Raw genomic sequence first — 13,317 nt, 5'->3', positions numbered from 1 at the left:
CCAATGGCGATGATGCTGCTCGACCCCAACGTCGCGATTCTCGCGCTTGTGACCGCGACTGCCTCGCCGGTGGAACCGGTCGATGCGGCGCCGCCGATCGCGTGCCTGTCAGCTCAGGAAACGCGCGAGGCGGTGTCGGACGGCAAGGTCATGCAGCCGGCGGTGGCCTCCCGCCATGCCCGCGAGGCGGCGCCTGGCGAAGTCCTGCGGATCAGGCTCTGCCGCCAGGGCGACGAGTTCGTCTATGTGGTGACGACGATGAAGCGCGACGGCCGCGTCGCCCGGGTCACGCTCGACGGCGCCTCCGGCAAGGTGGCGGATATCCGCTAGTTCCGCTATTTCCCGTTCCTGATCCGCCAATCGGAGAAAAGCCGCCGTGCGATTGCTCGTCGTCGAGGACGACAAGGACCTCAACCGCCAGATCGTCAATGCGCTGGAGAATGCCGGCTATGCCGTCGACAAGGCGCTCGACGGTGAGGAAGGCCTCTATCTCGGCGAGACCGAGCCTTATGACGCAGTGATCCTCGATCTCGGCTTGCCCAAGGTCGACGGCGTCGCCGTGCTGCAGGGGTGGCGCCGGGCGGGCAAGACCATGCCGGTGCTGATCCTGACGGCGCGCGACCGCTGGAGCGACAAGGTCTCCGGTTTCGACGCCGGCGCCGACGACTATGTCGTTAAGCCCTTCCACATCGAAGAACTGCTGGCTCGCGTTCGCGCGCTGCTGCGCCGTGCGGCCGGTCATGCCACGGCCGAGCTGATCTGTGGCCCTGTTCGCCTCGACACCCGCGCCAGCCGCGTCGTCGTCGACGGCAACCCGGTCAAGCTCACCTCGCACGAGTACCGGTTGCTCGCCTATCTGATGCACCATCAGGGCCGCGTGGTCTCGCGCACCGAGCTGGTAGAGCATCTCTACGACCAGGATTTCGACCGCGATTCCAACACGATCGAGGTCTTTGTCGGCCGCCTGCGCAAGAAGCTCGGCGTCGACGTCATCGAGACCGTACGCGGCCTCGGCTATATCGCTGCCGCGAAAGCCTGAGGGCGCCATGCCGGTCACGCGGCAGCGCTTCTCGCTCGGCGCGCGGCTCTTCATTTCGGCTGCGATCTGCTGCGCGCTGGTGCTGATCCTCGCCGGCTTCGGCCTTACGACCTTCTATCGGCGGACGGCCGAGCGCGGCTTCGACGAGCGCCTCAGCGTCTACATCAAGGAACTGGTCGCCGACCTCGCCGCGCCACCCGAGGCCGAGCGCCAGGCGATCGGCGATCTCGGCGAGCCGCGGTTCGACCTGCCGCTTTCCGGCTGGTACTGGCAGATCATCCGGCTCGACGGCGAGCGTCCGAGCGTGCGTACCTCGCGCTCGCTGGTAGGCGGGCAATTGCCGAAACTGCTCGATCAGAATCTGCAGCCGAATCCGCGCGGCCTGCGCGAGAGCTATATCTCGGGGCCGGACGAGCGGCGTCTGCGCGTGCTCGAACGGGAGATCGATGTCGGCGAGGATGGCCGCTTCACCGTCGGGGTCGCCGCGCCCGCCGACGAGATCGAGGGCGATATCCGCGATTTCCGCTTCGCCCTGACGCTGACCTTCCTCTTCCTCGGGCTCGCTCTTGTCGCCTCGACGATCGCCCAAGTGCGCTTCGGCCTGCGTCCACTGGCGCGTTTGCGCTCGGCCGTCGGCACAGTGCGTACCGGCGAGAGCACCCGTATCGCCGGACGCTATCCGCCTGATCTCGCGCCGCTTGCGGGTGAGCTCAACCAGCTCATCGATGCCAATCGCGAGATCCTAGAACGCGCCCGCACCCAGGTCGGCAATCTCGCCCACGCCCTCAAGACGCCGCTCAGCGTGATGCAGAACGAGGCCGAAGCCAGCCAGGGCGTGCTTGCCCAGACAGTCCGCCATCAGACCGCGATCATGCGCGACCAGGTCCAGTACTATCTCGACCGGGCCCGGGCCGCGGCCTTGTCGGGCGCGCTCGGCGGCATCTGCGAGATTTCTCCCTCGCTCGACGCGCTGATCCGTACCTTCGAGAAGATCGCGCAGGGCAGGGCGATCGAGGGCAGCCACACCGTGCCCGCCAGCGTCCGCTTTCGCGGCGAAAAGCAGGATTTCGAGGAGATGCTAGGCAATCTCCTCGACAACGCCTTCAAATGGGCGCGTACCGAAGTCCAGGTCAGCCTGGTACCGGAAGCGCAGGCACCGGAAGGGCGCCTCGTCCTGCTGATCGACGATGACGGGCCCGGCCTGCCCGACGAGGCGATGGCCGAGGTCCTCAAGCGCGGCCGAAGGCTCGACGAGACGACGCCGGGCTCGGGACTTGGCCTCTCGATCGTGGTCGATCTCGCCAAGCTTTATGGCGGCGGTCTCTCGCTGGAGCGTTCGCCGCTCGGTGGCCTCCGCGCCCGTCTCGTCCTGCCGGCGGTCTGACGTCGCATTGCCCGCGTGACCCTTTGTCGCCATCTTCGGACATGAACAGGCACCTTCGAACGGTTATGAACGGCGAATGCTGATCTGGATCATCTTCGCGGCCATGACGGGGGCTGCGGTCATGGCGGTGCTCTGGCCGCTCGGCCGCCGGGCGCCGGCACTCTCCGCCGACACGGCCGGAGCGACCGCGCTTTACCGGGCCCAACTCGCCGAGATCGATCGCGATCTTGGCCGGAAGCTGATCGGTGCCGTCGAGGCCGAGGCGGCCAAGGCCGAAGCCGCGCGCAGGCTGCTGCGCGAGACGGCGTCGGAGACCGTTCCCGCCGGTGAGAGCGAGCCGGCGCTGCGTCGGCGCCGCGCAGCGTCCGCCATCGCGCTGTCCTGCGTACCCCTGCTGGCCCTGCTGGTCTATGGCGCCTATGGCTCGCCGACGCTTCCCGATCAGCCGCTCGCGGCGCGCATGCAGGGCAATCCGGCACAGGATTTCGAGCTGGCGCTGGCACGGATCGAGGCGCATCTCGCCGCCAACCCCACCGACGGCAAGGGCTGGAACGTGCTCGCCCCGGTCTATCTTCGCCAGGGCCGCTTCGAGGATGCCGCGAAGGCCTTCGCCAATGCTGTCCGCTACGACGGTGCGACGACCGAGCGGCTTGGCGGCCAGGCCGAGGCGCAGATTCTCGCTGCCGGCGGCGTCGTCACGGCGGCTGCACGTGAAACCCTCGCCGAGGCGTTGAAGCTCGATCCGGCCAATCCGCGCGCCCGCTTCTTCATGGCGATCGCGCAGGAGCAGGACGGGCAGGTGCCGGCCGCGATCGCGTCGCTGAAGGCTCTGCTCGCAGACGCGCCGGCCGATGCCCCCTGGACGGCGACCGTCCGGGCTCGCCTCGAAGGACTGGAACGTTCCTCCCCACCGTCCGACGCGATCGCCAGCCTGCCCGAGGCCGAGCGTATGGGTGCGATCCGCGGCATGGTCGACGGCCTCGCCGCGCGGCTCGCCGAAGGCGGCGGCAGCCTCGCCGACTGGTCTCGGCTGATCCGCTCGCAGGCCGTCCTGGGAGATCGCGCGGCAGCGCAGAGATCGCTCTCTACAGCGCGCCAGCGCCTGAGCTCCGATCAGTCGGCGTCGTCCGCCCTTGACGGCCTGCGCAGCGAACTCGGCCTGCAGGAGGCGTCGCGATGACCGTCCAGGCCGGTATCCCCGCCACGCCGCCGCGCAAGCGCCTCACCCGCAAGCAGCGTCGCCTCGTGGTGATCGCCTCGGCCGGCGTCGTTCTTGGTCTTGCGGCCGGCCTCGTCGCCTATGCGCTGCGGGATTCGATCGTCTTCTTCTATGGCCCGACCGAGATCGTCGAGAAGGGCCTGACGCCCGGCACACGCCTGCGCCTCGGCGGCCTGGTCGAGACCGGCTCGGTCGAGCGTGGTGCCAACCAGCGCGTCAGCTTCGCCGTGACAGATGGCAAGACCCGGACAATGGTCAGCTATACCGGCCTGCTGCCCGATCTCTTCCGCGAAGGGCAGGGCGTTGTCACCGAAGGCGTGCTCGAAGGGGCGGGCCGGTTCCGCGCCGATTCCGTGCTCGCCAAGCATGACGAGACCTATATGCCGCGCGAGGTCGCCGACGCGCTGAAGAAGCAGGGCCATTGGCAGCCCGGCGAAACCAAACCCGGCGCCCCCGCAGCGCCGGCCACGAAATAGGGCTGCGCCTGTGTTCGTCGAGATCGGTCATTTCGCCCTGGCATTGGCGCTCGGGGTCGCGGTCGTCCAGACGATCGTGCCGCTCTGGGGCGTGGCCCGGAACGATCCGGCCCTGGCATCGGTCGGTCCCGCGGCCGCGATCGCCTGCTTCCTGCTCGTTGCGCTCTCCTTCGGCTGCCTGATGGCGTCCTATGTGGTCTCCGACTTCTCGGTCGAGAATGTCGCCGCCAATTCCCACTCGACGCAGCCGCTGATCTACAAGCTGACCTCTGTCTGGGGGAACCATGAGGGCTCGATGCTGCTCTGGGTCCTCATTCTCGTGCTGTTCGGCGCGCTGGTCGCGCTGTCGCGCCGTTCGCTGCCGCCGAAGCTGCGGGCCGGCACGCTCGCGGCGCAAGGCAGCGTCAGCGTTGCCTTCCTCGCCTTCACGCTGCTGACCTCGAACCCGTTCCGCCGGCTCGTCCCGGCGCCGGGAGAGGGGCAGGACCTCAACCCGATCCTGCAGGACCTCGGCCTCGCGATCCATCCGCCGCTGTTGTATGTCGGCTATGTCGGCTTCTCGATCACCTATGCTTTCGCCGTCGCCGCGCTGATCGAGGGCAAGATCGACGCAGTCTGGGCCCGCGCCGTCCGGCCCTGGACCCTTTTGGCCTGGACATTCCTGACGCTCGGCATCGCCATGGGCTCCTACTGGGCCTATTACGAGCTCGGCTGGGGTGGCTGGTGGTTCTGGGACCCGGTCGAGAACGCCTCGCTGATGCCCTGGCTTGCCGGCACGGCGCTGATCCATTCGACCGTGGTGATGGAGAAGCGCGACGCGCTCAAGGTCTGGACGATCCTGCTCGCGATCCTGACCTTCTCGCTCTCGCTGCTCGGCACCTTCATCGTCCGCTCGGGCGTGCTGACCTCGGTGCACTCCTTCGCGAGCGACCCGCAGCGCGGCCTCTTCATCCTCGGCATCCTGATCGCCTTCATCGGCGGCTCGCTCGCGCTGTTTGCCTGGCGCGCGCCGCTCCTGAAGCAAGGCGGCCTGTTCGCGCCGGTCTCGCGGGAGAGCGCCCTCGTCGTCAACAACCTCTTCCTGGCGACAGCCTGCGCCACCGTTTTCATCGGCACGCTCTACCCGCTCGTGCTGGAGATGGTCACCGGCGACAAGATCTCGGTCGGCCCGCCCTTCTTCAACGCCACCTTCGTGCCGCTGCTGGTGCCGCTCCTGCTGCTGCTGCCGATCGGCCAGACCCTGGCCTGGAAGCGCGGCGATCTGCTCGGCGCCGCACAGCGCGCCCAGGTGGCCTTCGGCCTCGGCGTCGTCACCACGCTGGCGATCTTCGCCTTCGTGCGAGGCGGTCCCGTACTGGCGCCGCTCGGCATCGGGCTCGGCGTCTTCCTGGTCGTCGGAGCGTTCTGGGAGGTCGGCGAACGCGTCGTCGGCCGCGCCAGCGGCGCATCGGCAATTCTGTCGCGCGCGAAGGGCCTGCCGCGTTCGGCCTGGGGCACGGCCCTCGGCCATGCCGGCGTCGGCATCAGCGTGATCGGCATCGCCGCCGTGGCCTGGGGCACCGAGGCGATCGGCATGCTCAAGGTCGGCGAAAGCCTGACCAGCGGCCGCTACACCGTGACGCTGGAGGCGGTGACGCCACGCACCGGCCCGAATTATCGCGAGGATGCGGCCCGCTTCCGCATCGTTGCCGACGGCCGCGAGCTGAAGCCGGTCGAGGCGATGAAGCGCATCTATACGGCGCGCTCCATGCCGACGACCGAGGCCGGCATCCGCACCGTGGGGCTCGGGCAGGCCTATATCAGCCTGGGCGAGCCCGACGCCAGCGGCGCCATTGCGGTCAAACTGCATGACAAGCCGTTGATCCTCCTGATCTGGATCGGCGCGCTGGTGATGGCGGCGGGCGGCGCGCTTTCGCTGACCGATCGGCGCTTCCGGCTGGCCGCGCCGCGTCGCGTGGCGGCACCGTCCGCACTTCCGCAGCCGGCCGAGTGAGCCCGATGCGCGCGCTCCCGCTCCTCCTCGTCGGATCGCTGGCCCTTGCAGCGCCGGCCATCGCCGTGCAGCCTGACGAGGTCCTGAAGAACCCGGCGCTGGAGCAGCGCGCGCGGCAGATTTCCTCCGGCCTGCGCTGCCTGGTCTGCCAGAACCAGTCGATCGACGATTCAGACGCGCCGCTCGCCAAGGATCTGCGTGTCCTGGTGCGCGAGCGGCTCACCGCCGGCGACAGCGACGGCGCGGTGATGGATTTCGTCGTGGCGCGCTATGGCGATTTCGTTCTGCTGCGCCCGCCGATGAACGCGCGCACGATCGCGCTGTGGGCCGCGCCCTTTGTGATCGTTTTGTTCGGCGCCATCTTCCTCTGGCGTCGTCGCAATCTCGCTGCGGCACCGGCTGGTGTGACGCTGACGGCCGAGGAACAGCGCCGGCTCGACGATCTCCTACGCGACGACCGCGGCTGACGGCGCGCCAACCTTACGAAACTGTCATCGTCGGGCGAAATCCAGGTAAGGCGCCGCCCGTCATGGTCCATCTCACGAAGCAGGGAAGGCCCTGCCTCCCGCATCGAGGTGAGACCCATGACCGCCCAAGAGAACAACACCCCCGACACCACGACCCGCTCGCCGGCCACCGCCCGCTCGATCCTGAAGCGCGGCGCGATCGTTGCCGGCGCCGCGACGCTGAGCATCGGCCTGATGGCCGGCCTCGCCGACAATTTCCTCAATACCCACGGCGCCGCCAATGCGCAGCCGGTCCAGCTCTCCGGCCTGCAGCAGACGCAGCTGCCGTCCTTCGCCGACGTCGTCGACCGGGTCAAGCCCGCCGTCGTTTCCGTCCGCGTAAAGGCCAAGGTCGTCGCCAGCGCCAACGATGAAGACGGCCCGGCCGGCGTCGAAGGCCTGCCTCCCGGTCATCCGCTCGAGCGCTTCTTCCGTCGCTTCGGCGAGGAGGGCATGGGCCCGCGTGGGCCGCAGCAGCAACAGCCGCGCGTGCAGCTCTCGCAGGGCTCGGGCTTCTTCATCAGCCAGGACGGCTATGTCGTGACCAACAACCATGTCGTCGCCAACGCAGCCGAGGTCCAGCTCGTCACCGATGCCGGCAAGACGCTCTCGGCCAAGGTGATCGGCACCGATCCGCGCACCGATCTCGCTTTGCTCAAGGTCAACGAGTCCGGAAACTATCCGTTCGTCCAGCTCGCCACCGGCAAGCCGCGCATCGGCGAGTGGGTGCTGGCGGTCGGCAATCCGTTCGGCCTCGGCGGCACCGTGACCGCGGGCATCGTCTCGGCCCAGGGGCGCGACATCGGCTCCGGTCCCTATGACGACTTCCTGCAGATCGATGCGGCGGTGAACCGCGGCAATTCCGGCGGCCCGACCTTCAACCAGAAGGGCGAGGTCATCGGCGTCAACACCGCGATCTACTCGCCGTCGGGCGGCAATGTCGGCATCGCCTTCGCGATCCCTGCCGCCACGGTCCAGAGTGTCGTCGAGCAGCTCAAGGAGCATGGCTCGGTCGCCCGCGGCTTCATCGGCGTGCAGATCCAGCCGGTCACCGCCGAAGTCGCCGACGCGATCGGCCTGAAGGATGCCAAGGGCGCCCTGATCGCCGAGGCGCAGCCCAATGGCCCCGCTGCCAAGGCCGGCCTCAAGCGCGGCGATACCATCCTCGCGGTCAACGGCGAGAAGATCGCCGATGCGCGCGAGCTGTCGAGGAAGATCGCCACCTTCGCACCGGGCGCCAAGACCAGCCTGACCATCTGGCGCGACGGCAAGGAGCGCGAGGTCTCGTTCGAGGTCGGGCGCCAGCCGGCGGCCTGACCCGGGACTATCCAAATCGGGGCATGCTCGGGCGCGTAGCGTCAGTCCACCTTGCAAGAGCATGTTCCGGGCGGATGGTTTCTCCCGGTTGTCACGTCGCCCCCTGCCGGGAATGCCAGCCGTCACGGCGGCAGGTCGGATCGTCACCTCCGGCCTGCCGCTTTTCCTTGTGTTGAGGTAGCGTGTCGCCATGCGACTCCTGATCGTTGAAGACGACGCCGAAGCGGCAGCCTATCTGGTCAAGGCCTTTCGCGAGGCCGGCCATGTCGCCGACCATGCCCTCGATGGCCTCGAGGGCTATGCCATGGCGCAGGGCGGCGGCTACGACGTGCTCGTGGTCGACCGCATGCTGCCGCGCATGGATGGGCTCTCGGTGATCCGCTCCCTGCGCGAGCAGGGCGAGACCACGCCGGTGCTGATCCTGTCCGCACTCGCCCAGGTCGACGACCGGGTGAAAGGTCTGCGCGCCGGCGGCGACGATTATCTGCCCAAGCCCTATGCCTTTTCCGAGCTGCTCGCCCGGGTCGAGGTGCTCTCGCGCCGTCGTGGCGCGCCGGCCTCCGAGCCGACCACCTATCGCGTCGGCGATCTGCTGCTCGACCGGCTGGCGCACCGCGTCACCCGCGCCGGCGAGGAGATCGCGCTGCAGCCGCGTGAGTTCCGCCTGCTCGAATATCTGATGAAGCATGCCGGCCAGGTGGTGACCCGTACCATGCTGCTCGAGAACGTCTGGGACTATCACTTCGATCCGCAGACCAATGTCATCGACGTTCATGTCTCGCGCCTGCGCGCCAAGGTCGACAAGGGCTTCGAGCACCCGATGATCCACACCATCCGCGGTGCGGGATACATGGTCCGTGACACAGCTCGCTGACGGCCAGGCGGCCGAAGGGCAGCAGCCGGCCGGTCGCCTGCGCTTCCTGCCGCATCTTGTCCGCACGACGGCCTTCAAGCTGACGGCGATCTATCTCGTCGTCTTCGCGATCTTCGCCATCTTCGTGCTGGGATATGTCGCCTGGAACGCCAAGAACCTGCTCGACGACCAGATCCGCTCGACCATCGATGCCGAGATCCAGGGGCTGGCCGAGCAGCAGCGCCTCGGCGGCATCAGGCGGCTCGTCCAGGTCATCGAGCGGCGCTCGCGTGGGCCCGGCGCCTCGCTCTATCTCGTCACCACGCCGCTGGGCGAGCGCATCGCCGGCAATATCGAGGCCTTGCCGCCGGGCACGCTCGACCGCCAGGGCGAGAGCGAGATCGAATACGCGCGCTCCTCGGAAACGCTGGACCAGACCAATCACGCCATCGTCCGCGTCTTCATGCTGCCGGCCGGCTTTCGCCTGCTGGTCGGGCGCGATGTCGAGGAGCGCGAGCGCCTGCGCGTCGTGATCAAGCGCGCCGCAGCCTGGTCGGTCCTGCTCGTCGTCGTGCTCGGTTGCTTCGCCGGCTGGTTCGTGGCGCGGCGGGTGCTGAAGCGCATCGACGGCATGAACGACACTGCCCGCTCGATCATGGCCGGCGATCTCAAGGGCCGGCTTGCCATCGCCGGCACCGGCGACGAGCTCGACCGGCTGGCCGGGAACCTCAACGCCATGCTCGACCGCATCGGCGAGCTGATGAGCGGGATGCAGCAGGTCTCGGACAACATCGCCCACGACCTCAAGACGCCGCTGACCCGCCTGCGCAACCGTGCCGAGGAGGCGCTGCGCACGGCGCAGTCGCCCGAGCAGCTGCGCAGCGCGCTCGACGGCGCGATCGAGGAAGCCGATGGGCTGATCCGCGTCTTCAACGCCTTGCTGATGATCGCGCGGCTCGAAACCCGCCAGATCAGCGACAGCATGGCCCCGCTCGATCTTGCCGAGATCGTCGACGGGCTGTCCGAGCTCTACGAGCCGCTGGCCGAGGAGGCAGGCCTTACTTTGTCGGCTTCCGTCGAGCCCGGCCTGTCGCTCACCGGCAATCGCGAGCTGATCGGCCAGACGTTGGCCAATCTGATCGACAACGCGCTGAAATACGGCAAGCCGGAGGGCGATGCGCCGGCGACGGTCGTGGTGACGGCGCGGCGTGTCGGCGACATGGTCGAGCTCGGTGTCGCCGATCACGGTGCCGGCATCCCCGAGGCTGATCGCGGCCGTGTGCTGGAGCGCTTCGTCCGGCTCGATCAGAGCCGCAGCAAGCCGGGCTTCGGACTTGGGCTCGCCTTGGCCTCTGCCGTCGCGCGTCTGCATGGCGGTGCAATCCGCCTGTCGGACAATGCGCCGGGGCTCGATGTCGTAATGTCGCTGCCGGCCAGTCCTCCTCCTGTGGACAGCTCTGCCGCGGAGGTGCCGCAAGGCTCGACATCGCAGTCTGACGGGGCAGGGTTCCAGTCGGCATGACGAAGGGCTAAGGCTCGCTCAGCCGGTCGACGCGGAGGTCAGTGTGGGCGAGCCCTTATGCCAACGCCTGAAGGCGGCGCCCGTCCTGCCGGCGCGCGGCAAGATCAAGGCGCTTTGGCGCGAGGAGCTGATCGAGCGCTTGTTCGATGCCGAGGCTGGTGAACGACTCGCCGCCCATCTGACGGGTCATGACGCCTCGGCCGCGCTCGTTGCCGGTATTCTCGCGCACTCGCCTTTCCTGACCCAGATCATGCGGCGCGATCCGGAGGGGCTCCTCGCCTCGCTGACGACCGATCCTGGCGAGCGCCGCGACGCGCTGCTGGCCGGGATCGCTGCCTTCGCCACGCCGGAAACCGCGACCGCCGACCTGATGCGTGAGTTGCGCCGCTTTCGCCAGGCGATGGCGCTCCTGCTGGCGCTCGCCGATATCGGCGGCATCTGGCCGGTCGAGACGGTCACCGCCGCGCTCAGCGCCACCGCCGACATGGCGGTGAAGCTTGCCAGCGAGCACGCTTTGCATCAGGCCGCCGGTCTCGGCCGGATCGAGCTTCCCGACGCCAATGAGCCCGGCAAGGGCTCCGGGCTTGTCGTGCTGGCGCTCGGCAAGCATGGCGCCGGCGAGCTGAACTACTCCTCCGACATCGATATCGTCGTCTTCTTCGATCCGGAGATGGCCGAGGCCGCCGGCGTCGGCGAGCCCACGAGCTTCTTCGTCAAGCTGACGCAGCAGATCGCCCGCATCATCCAGGAGCGCACGCCGGACGGCTATGTCTTCCGCGTCGATCTGCGCCTGCGGCCTGATCCCGGCTCGACCCATGTCGCCGTCGCGCTGCCGACGGCTTACGCTTACTACGAGACGGTCGGCCAGAACTGGGAACGCGCCGCGATGATCAAGGCGAGGCCTGTCGCCGGCGATATCGAGCTCGGCCGCCGCTTCATCGCCGATCTCGCTCCCTTCATCTGGCGCAAATATTTCGACTTCGCCGCCATCGCCGACATCCATGCGATGAAGCGCCAGATCCAGTCGGTGAAGGGCTTCGAGACGCTCAGCCTGCCCGGACACAACGTCAAGCTCGGCCGCGGCGGCATCCGCGAGATCGAGTTCTTCGTCCAGACCCAGCAGCTTGTCTTCGGCGGCAGGCGCCCGGCGCTGCGCGGGCCGCGCACGCTCGACATGCTCGGCGAGTTGACGAAGGAGAACTGGATCAGCCCACAGGCCCGCGACGAGCTGACGGAATCCTATTGCTGGCTGCGCACGATCGAGCACCGGCTTCAGATGCGCCATGACGAGCAGACGCAGACCCTGCCGACGGACGCCGCCGATCTCGACGCCTTCGCCCGCTTCTGCGGCTATCCCTCGGCCAAGGCCCTCGGCAAGGATCTGGAGGCGCATGCCAGGCGCGTCGAGGGCCATTATGCCCTGCTGTTCGAGGACGCGCCCAGCCTCGCAAGTGAAGCCGGCTCTCTCTCCTTCACCGGTACCGAGAACGATCCGGAGACGCTGGCGACATTGGGCAAGCTCGGCTTCCGCCAGCCGGCGACAGCGGCCGAGACGGTGCGCGGGTGGCATTTCGGCCGCCGCGCCGCCGTCACCAGCGCCCGCGCCCGCGAGGTGCTGACCGAGCTGACGCCGGCGCTGCTCGTCGCGCTCGGCCGCACCACCGACCCGGATGGCGCGCTCGCCCATCTCGACAACGCTTTCGTGCGCATGCCGGCTGCGGTCGAGCTTTTGACGCTGCTGCGCTCGCATGAAGCCCTGCTGCAGCTCTTCGCGGAGATTCTCGGCAGCGCGCCGCGTCTCGCCAAGGTCGCGGCGCTCTATCCGCATGTGCTCGATGCGGTGATCGACCCCGCCTTCAGCGCCCCGCGCCACGATGCCGAGCGTGTGGCGCAGCGCGTACGTGCCATGGTCGGCACGCCGCCGCCCAGCGTCGAGGACGGGCTCGACCGCATGCGCGACGCCGTCCGGCAGGAGAATTTTCTGGTCGGAGCCCGGCTGCTCTCCGGCGTGATCAATGCCGAACAGGCGGCGCAGGGCTATGCCGCAGCGGCTGCTGCCAGTATCCGCGTCGCTTTCGACGATACCCGCGCCGCCTTCGCCGCCGACCATGGTCTCGTCGAAGGCGCGGAGGCGGTCGTGCTCGGCATGGGGCGATTGGGAGCCGGCGAGCTCACTCCATCATCCGATCTCGACATGATGCTGCTCTACGACCGTCCGGAGGACGCCGAGGCCAGTGACGGCAAGCGCCCGCTCGATCCGGTGACGTGGCATGTCCGCTTCACCCAGAGACTCGTCGCGGCGCTGACCGTGCCGACGCGGCGCGGCACGCTCTACCAGGTCGACATGCGCTTGCGGCCCGCCGGCAACAAGAGCCCTGCGGCGACGCAGTTCGGCGGCTTTACCGCCTATCATCAGGGCGAAGCCGAAATCTGGGAGGAGATGGCGCTGACCCGCGCCCGCGTCGTCGCCGGCGATGCCGGCTTGCGGGACAAGGTCGAAGCCGCGATCCGCGAGATCCTGCTGCGCAAGCGCCAGCCGGCCAAGGTCGCCGCCGCCGTTACCGAGATGCGGGCGCTCATCGCCAAGGAGAAGGGCGAGAACGACGCTTGGGATCTGAAGCTCGCCGCCGGCGGGCTGACCGATCTCGACTTCCTGGCCCAGTTCCTGGTGCTCGCTCATGGCCACGACCATCCGCAGCTCCTCGCCCGCACGACCTCGGGGGTCTTCGCGGCGGCGCGCGACACCGGCGTCATCGCCGCTGGAGAGGCGGAGCGGCTCGCGGCTGCGGCACGCTTCATCGGCGACGTACAGCTCTGGCAGCGTTTCGCGATGGAAGAGGATTTCGATGCCAAGGCGGTGCCGGAGCGCGTCCTGCGCCGGATCGCGACGGCGGTCGGCCTGCCGGATGCCAAGGTGCTGAAGGCGGAGCTCGACGAGCGCCGGGCGATGGTCCGTGGCCTGTTCAAGCAGATATTGGGCGCCGCGCAGAAGGCCTGAGCGCAGGGCG

The 13,317-nt window shown here is 68.6% G+C and carries 11 protein-coding genes; all 11 read left to right on the top strand.

From position 1 onward, the window contains the following. Positions 1-3 precede the first annotated feature (3 nt). The 11 genes from BMZ21_RS06300 to BMZ21_RS06250 all read left to right on the top strand — a co-directional run bounded on the left by BMZ21_RS06300 (position 4) and on the right by BMZ21_RS06250 (position 13,307). A complete protein-coding gene (locus BMZ21_RS06300; protein ID WP_091830998.1) occupies positions 4-330 on the top strand; it encodes a PepSY domain-containing protein in 327 nt (108 codons plus the stop codon). A 46-nt stretch (positions 331-376) separates the two neighbouring features. Beyond that, positions 377-1,039 carry a response regulator transcription factor gene (locus BMZ21_RS06295; protein WP_091830995.1) on the top strand — a complete coding sequence of 221 codons (663 nt, stop codon included), beginning with the start codon at positions 377-379 and terminating at the stop codon, positions 1,037-1,039. Positions 1,040-1,046: 7 nt separating this feature from the next. After that, the gene (locus BMZ21_RS06290) at positions 1,047-2,423 is read left to right on the top strand and encodes a sensor histidine kinase (RefSeq protein ID WP_091830993.1); all 1,377 of its coding nucleotides are present in this window, start codon (positions 1,047-1,049) and stop codon (positions 2,421-2,423) included. A gap of 76 nt (positions 2,424-2,499) precedes the next feature. Then, positions 2,500-3,603: a c-type cytochrome biogenesis protein CcmI gene (ccmI, locus tag BMZ21_RS06285; protein ID WP_091830991.1), complete on the top strand. Its 1,104-nt coding sequence runs from the start codon at positions 2,500-2,502 to the stop codon at positions 3,601-3,603. Further along, a complete protein-coding gene (ccmE, locus tag BMZ21_RS06280; RefSeq protein ID WP_091830989.1) occupies positions 3,600-4,118 on the top strand; it encodes a cytochrome c maturation protein CcmE in 519 nt (172 codons plus the stop codon). The genes ccmI and ccmE overlap by 4 nt, the downstream gene beginning before the upstream one ends. A 10-nt stretch (positions 4,119-4,128) precedes the next feature. Further along, entirely contained in the window at positions 4,129-6,111 is a 1,983-nt protein-coding gene (locus tag BMZ21_RS06275; RefSeq protein WP_091830987.1) for a heme lyase CcmF/NrfE family subunit, read from the top strand. 5 nt (positions 6,112-6,116) lie between these two features. After that, positions 6,117-6,578 carry a cytochrome c-type biogenesis protein gene (locus tag BMZ21_RS06270; protein ID WP_091830985.1) on the top strand — a complete coding sequence of 154 codons (462 nt, stop codon included), beginning with the start codon at positions 6,117-6,119 and terminating at the stop codon, positions 6,576-6,578. Between the two features lie 117 nt (positions 6,579-6,695). Continuing rightward, the gene (locus BMZ21_RS06265; RefSeq protein ID WP_091830982.1) at positions 6,696-7,934 is read left to right on the top strand and encodes a trypsin-like peptidase domain-containing protein; all 1,239 of its coding nucleotides are present in this window, start codon (positions 6,696-6,698) and stop codon (positions 7,932-7,934) included. Between the two features lie 190 nt (positions 7,935-8,124). Then, positions 8,125-8,808, top strand: a complete 684-nt coding sequence (locus tag BMZ21_RS06260) for a response regulator transcription factor (protein WP_091830980.1) — start codon at positions 8,125-8,127, stop codon at positions 8,806-8,808. Between the two features lie 37 nt (positions 8,809-8,845). After that, a complete protein-coding gene (locus BMZ21_RS06255; RefSeq protein WP_091832317.1) occupies positions 8,846-10,309 on the top strand; it encodes a HAMP domain-containing sensor histidine kinase in 1,464 nt (487 codons plus the stop codon). Between the two features lie 43 nt (positions 10,310-10,352). Continuing rightward, entirely contained in the window at positions 10,353-13,307 is a 2,955-nt protein-coding gene (locus BMZ21_RS06250) for a bifunctional [glutamine synthetase] adenylyltransferase/[glutamine synthetase]-adenylyl-L-tyrosine phosphorylase (protein WP_244543724.1), read from the top strand. The last annotated feature ends 10 nt before the right edge of the window (positions 13,308-13,317 follow it).

Source organism: Allobosea lupini, assembly GCF_900109525.1.
Lineage (GTDB): Bacteria > Pseudomonadota > Alphaproteobacteria > Rhizobiales > Beijerinckiaceae > Allobosea > Allobosea lupini.
This window is presented reverse-complemented; position numbering and strand designations above follow the sequence as displayed.

Bases quoted from the DNA above. Each gene is read 5' to 3' on its own strand.
- BMZ21_RS06300 (WP_091830998.1), top strand. From the start codon at position 4: ATGGCGATGATGCTGCTCGACCCCAACGTCGCGATTCTCGCGCTTGTG.
- BMZ21_RS06290 (WP_091830993.1), top strand. From the start codon at position 1,047: ATGCCGGTCACGCGGCAGCGCTTCTCGCTCGGCGCGCGGCTCTTCATT.
- ccmI (WP_091830991.1), top strand. From the start codon at position 2,500: ATGCTGATCTGGATCATCTTCGCGGCCATGACGGGGGCTGCGGTCATG.
- ccmE (WP_091830989.1), top strand. From the start codon at position 3,600: ATGACCGTCCAGGCCGGTATCCCCGCCACGCCGCCGCGCAAGCGCCTC.
- BMZ21_RS06270 (WP_091830985.1), top strand. From the start codon at position 6,117: ATGCGCGCGCTCCCGCTCCTCCTCGTCGGATCGCTGGCCCTTGCAGCG.
- BMZ21_RS06265 (WP_091830982.1), top strand. From the start codon at position 6,696: ATGACCGCCCAAGAGAACAACACCCCCGACACCACGACCCGCTCGCCG.
- BMZ21_RS06260 (WP_091830980.1), top strand. From the start codon at position 8,125: ATGCGACTCCTGATCGTTGAAGACGACGCCGAAGCGGCAGCCTATCTG.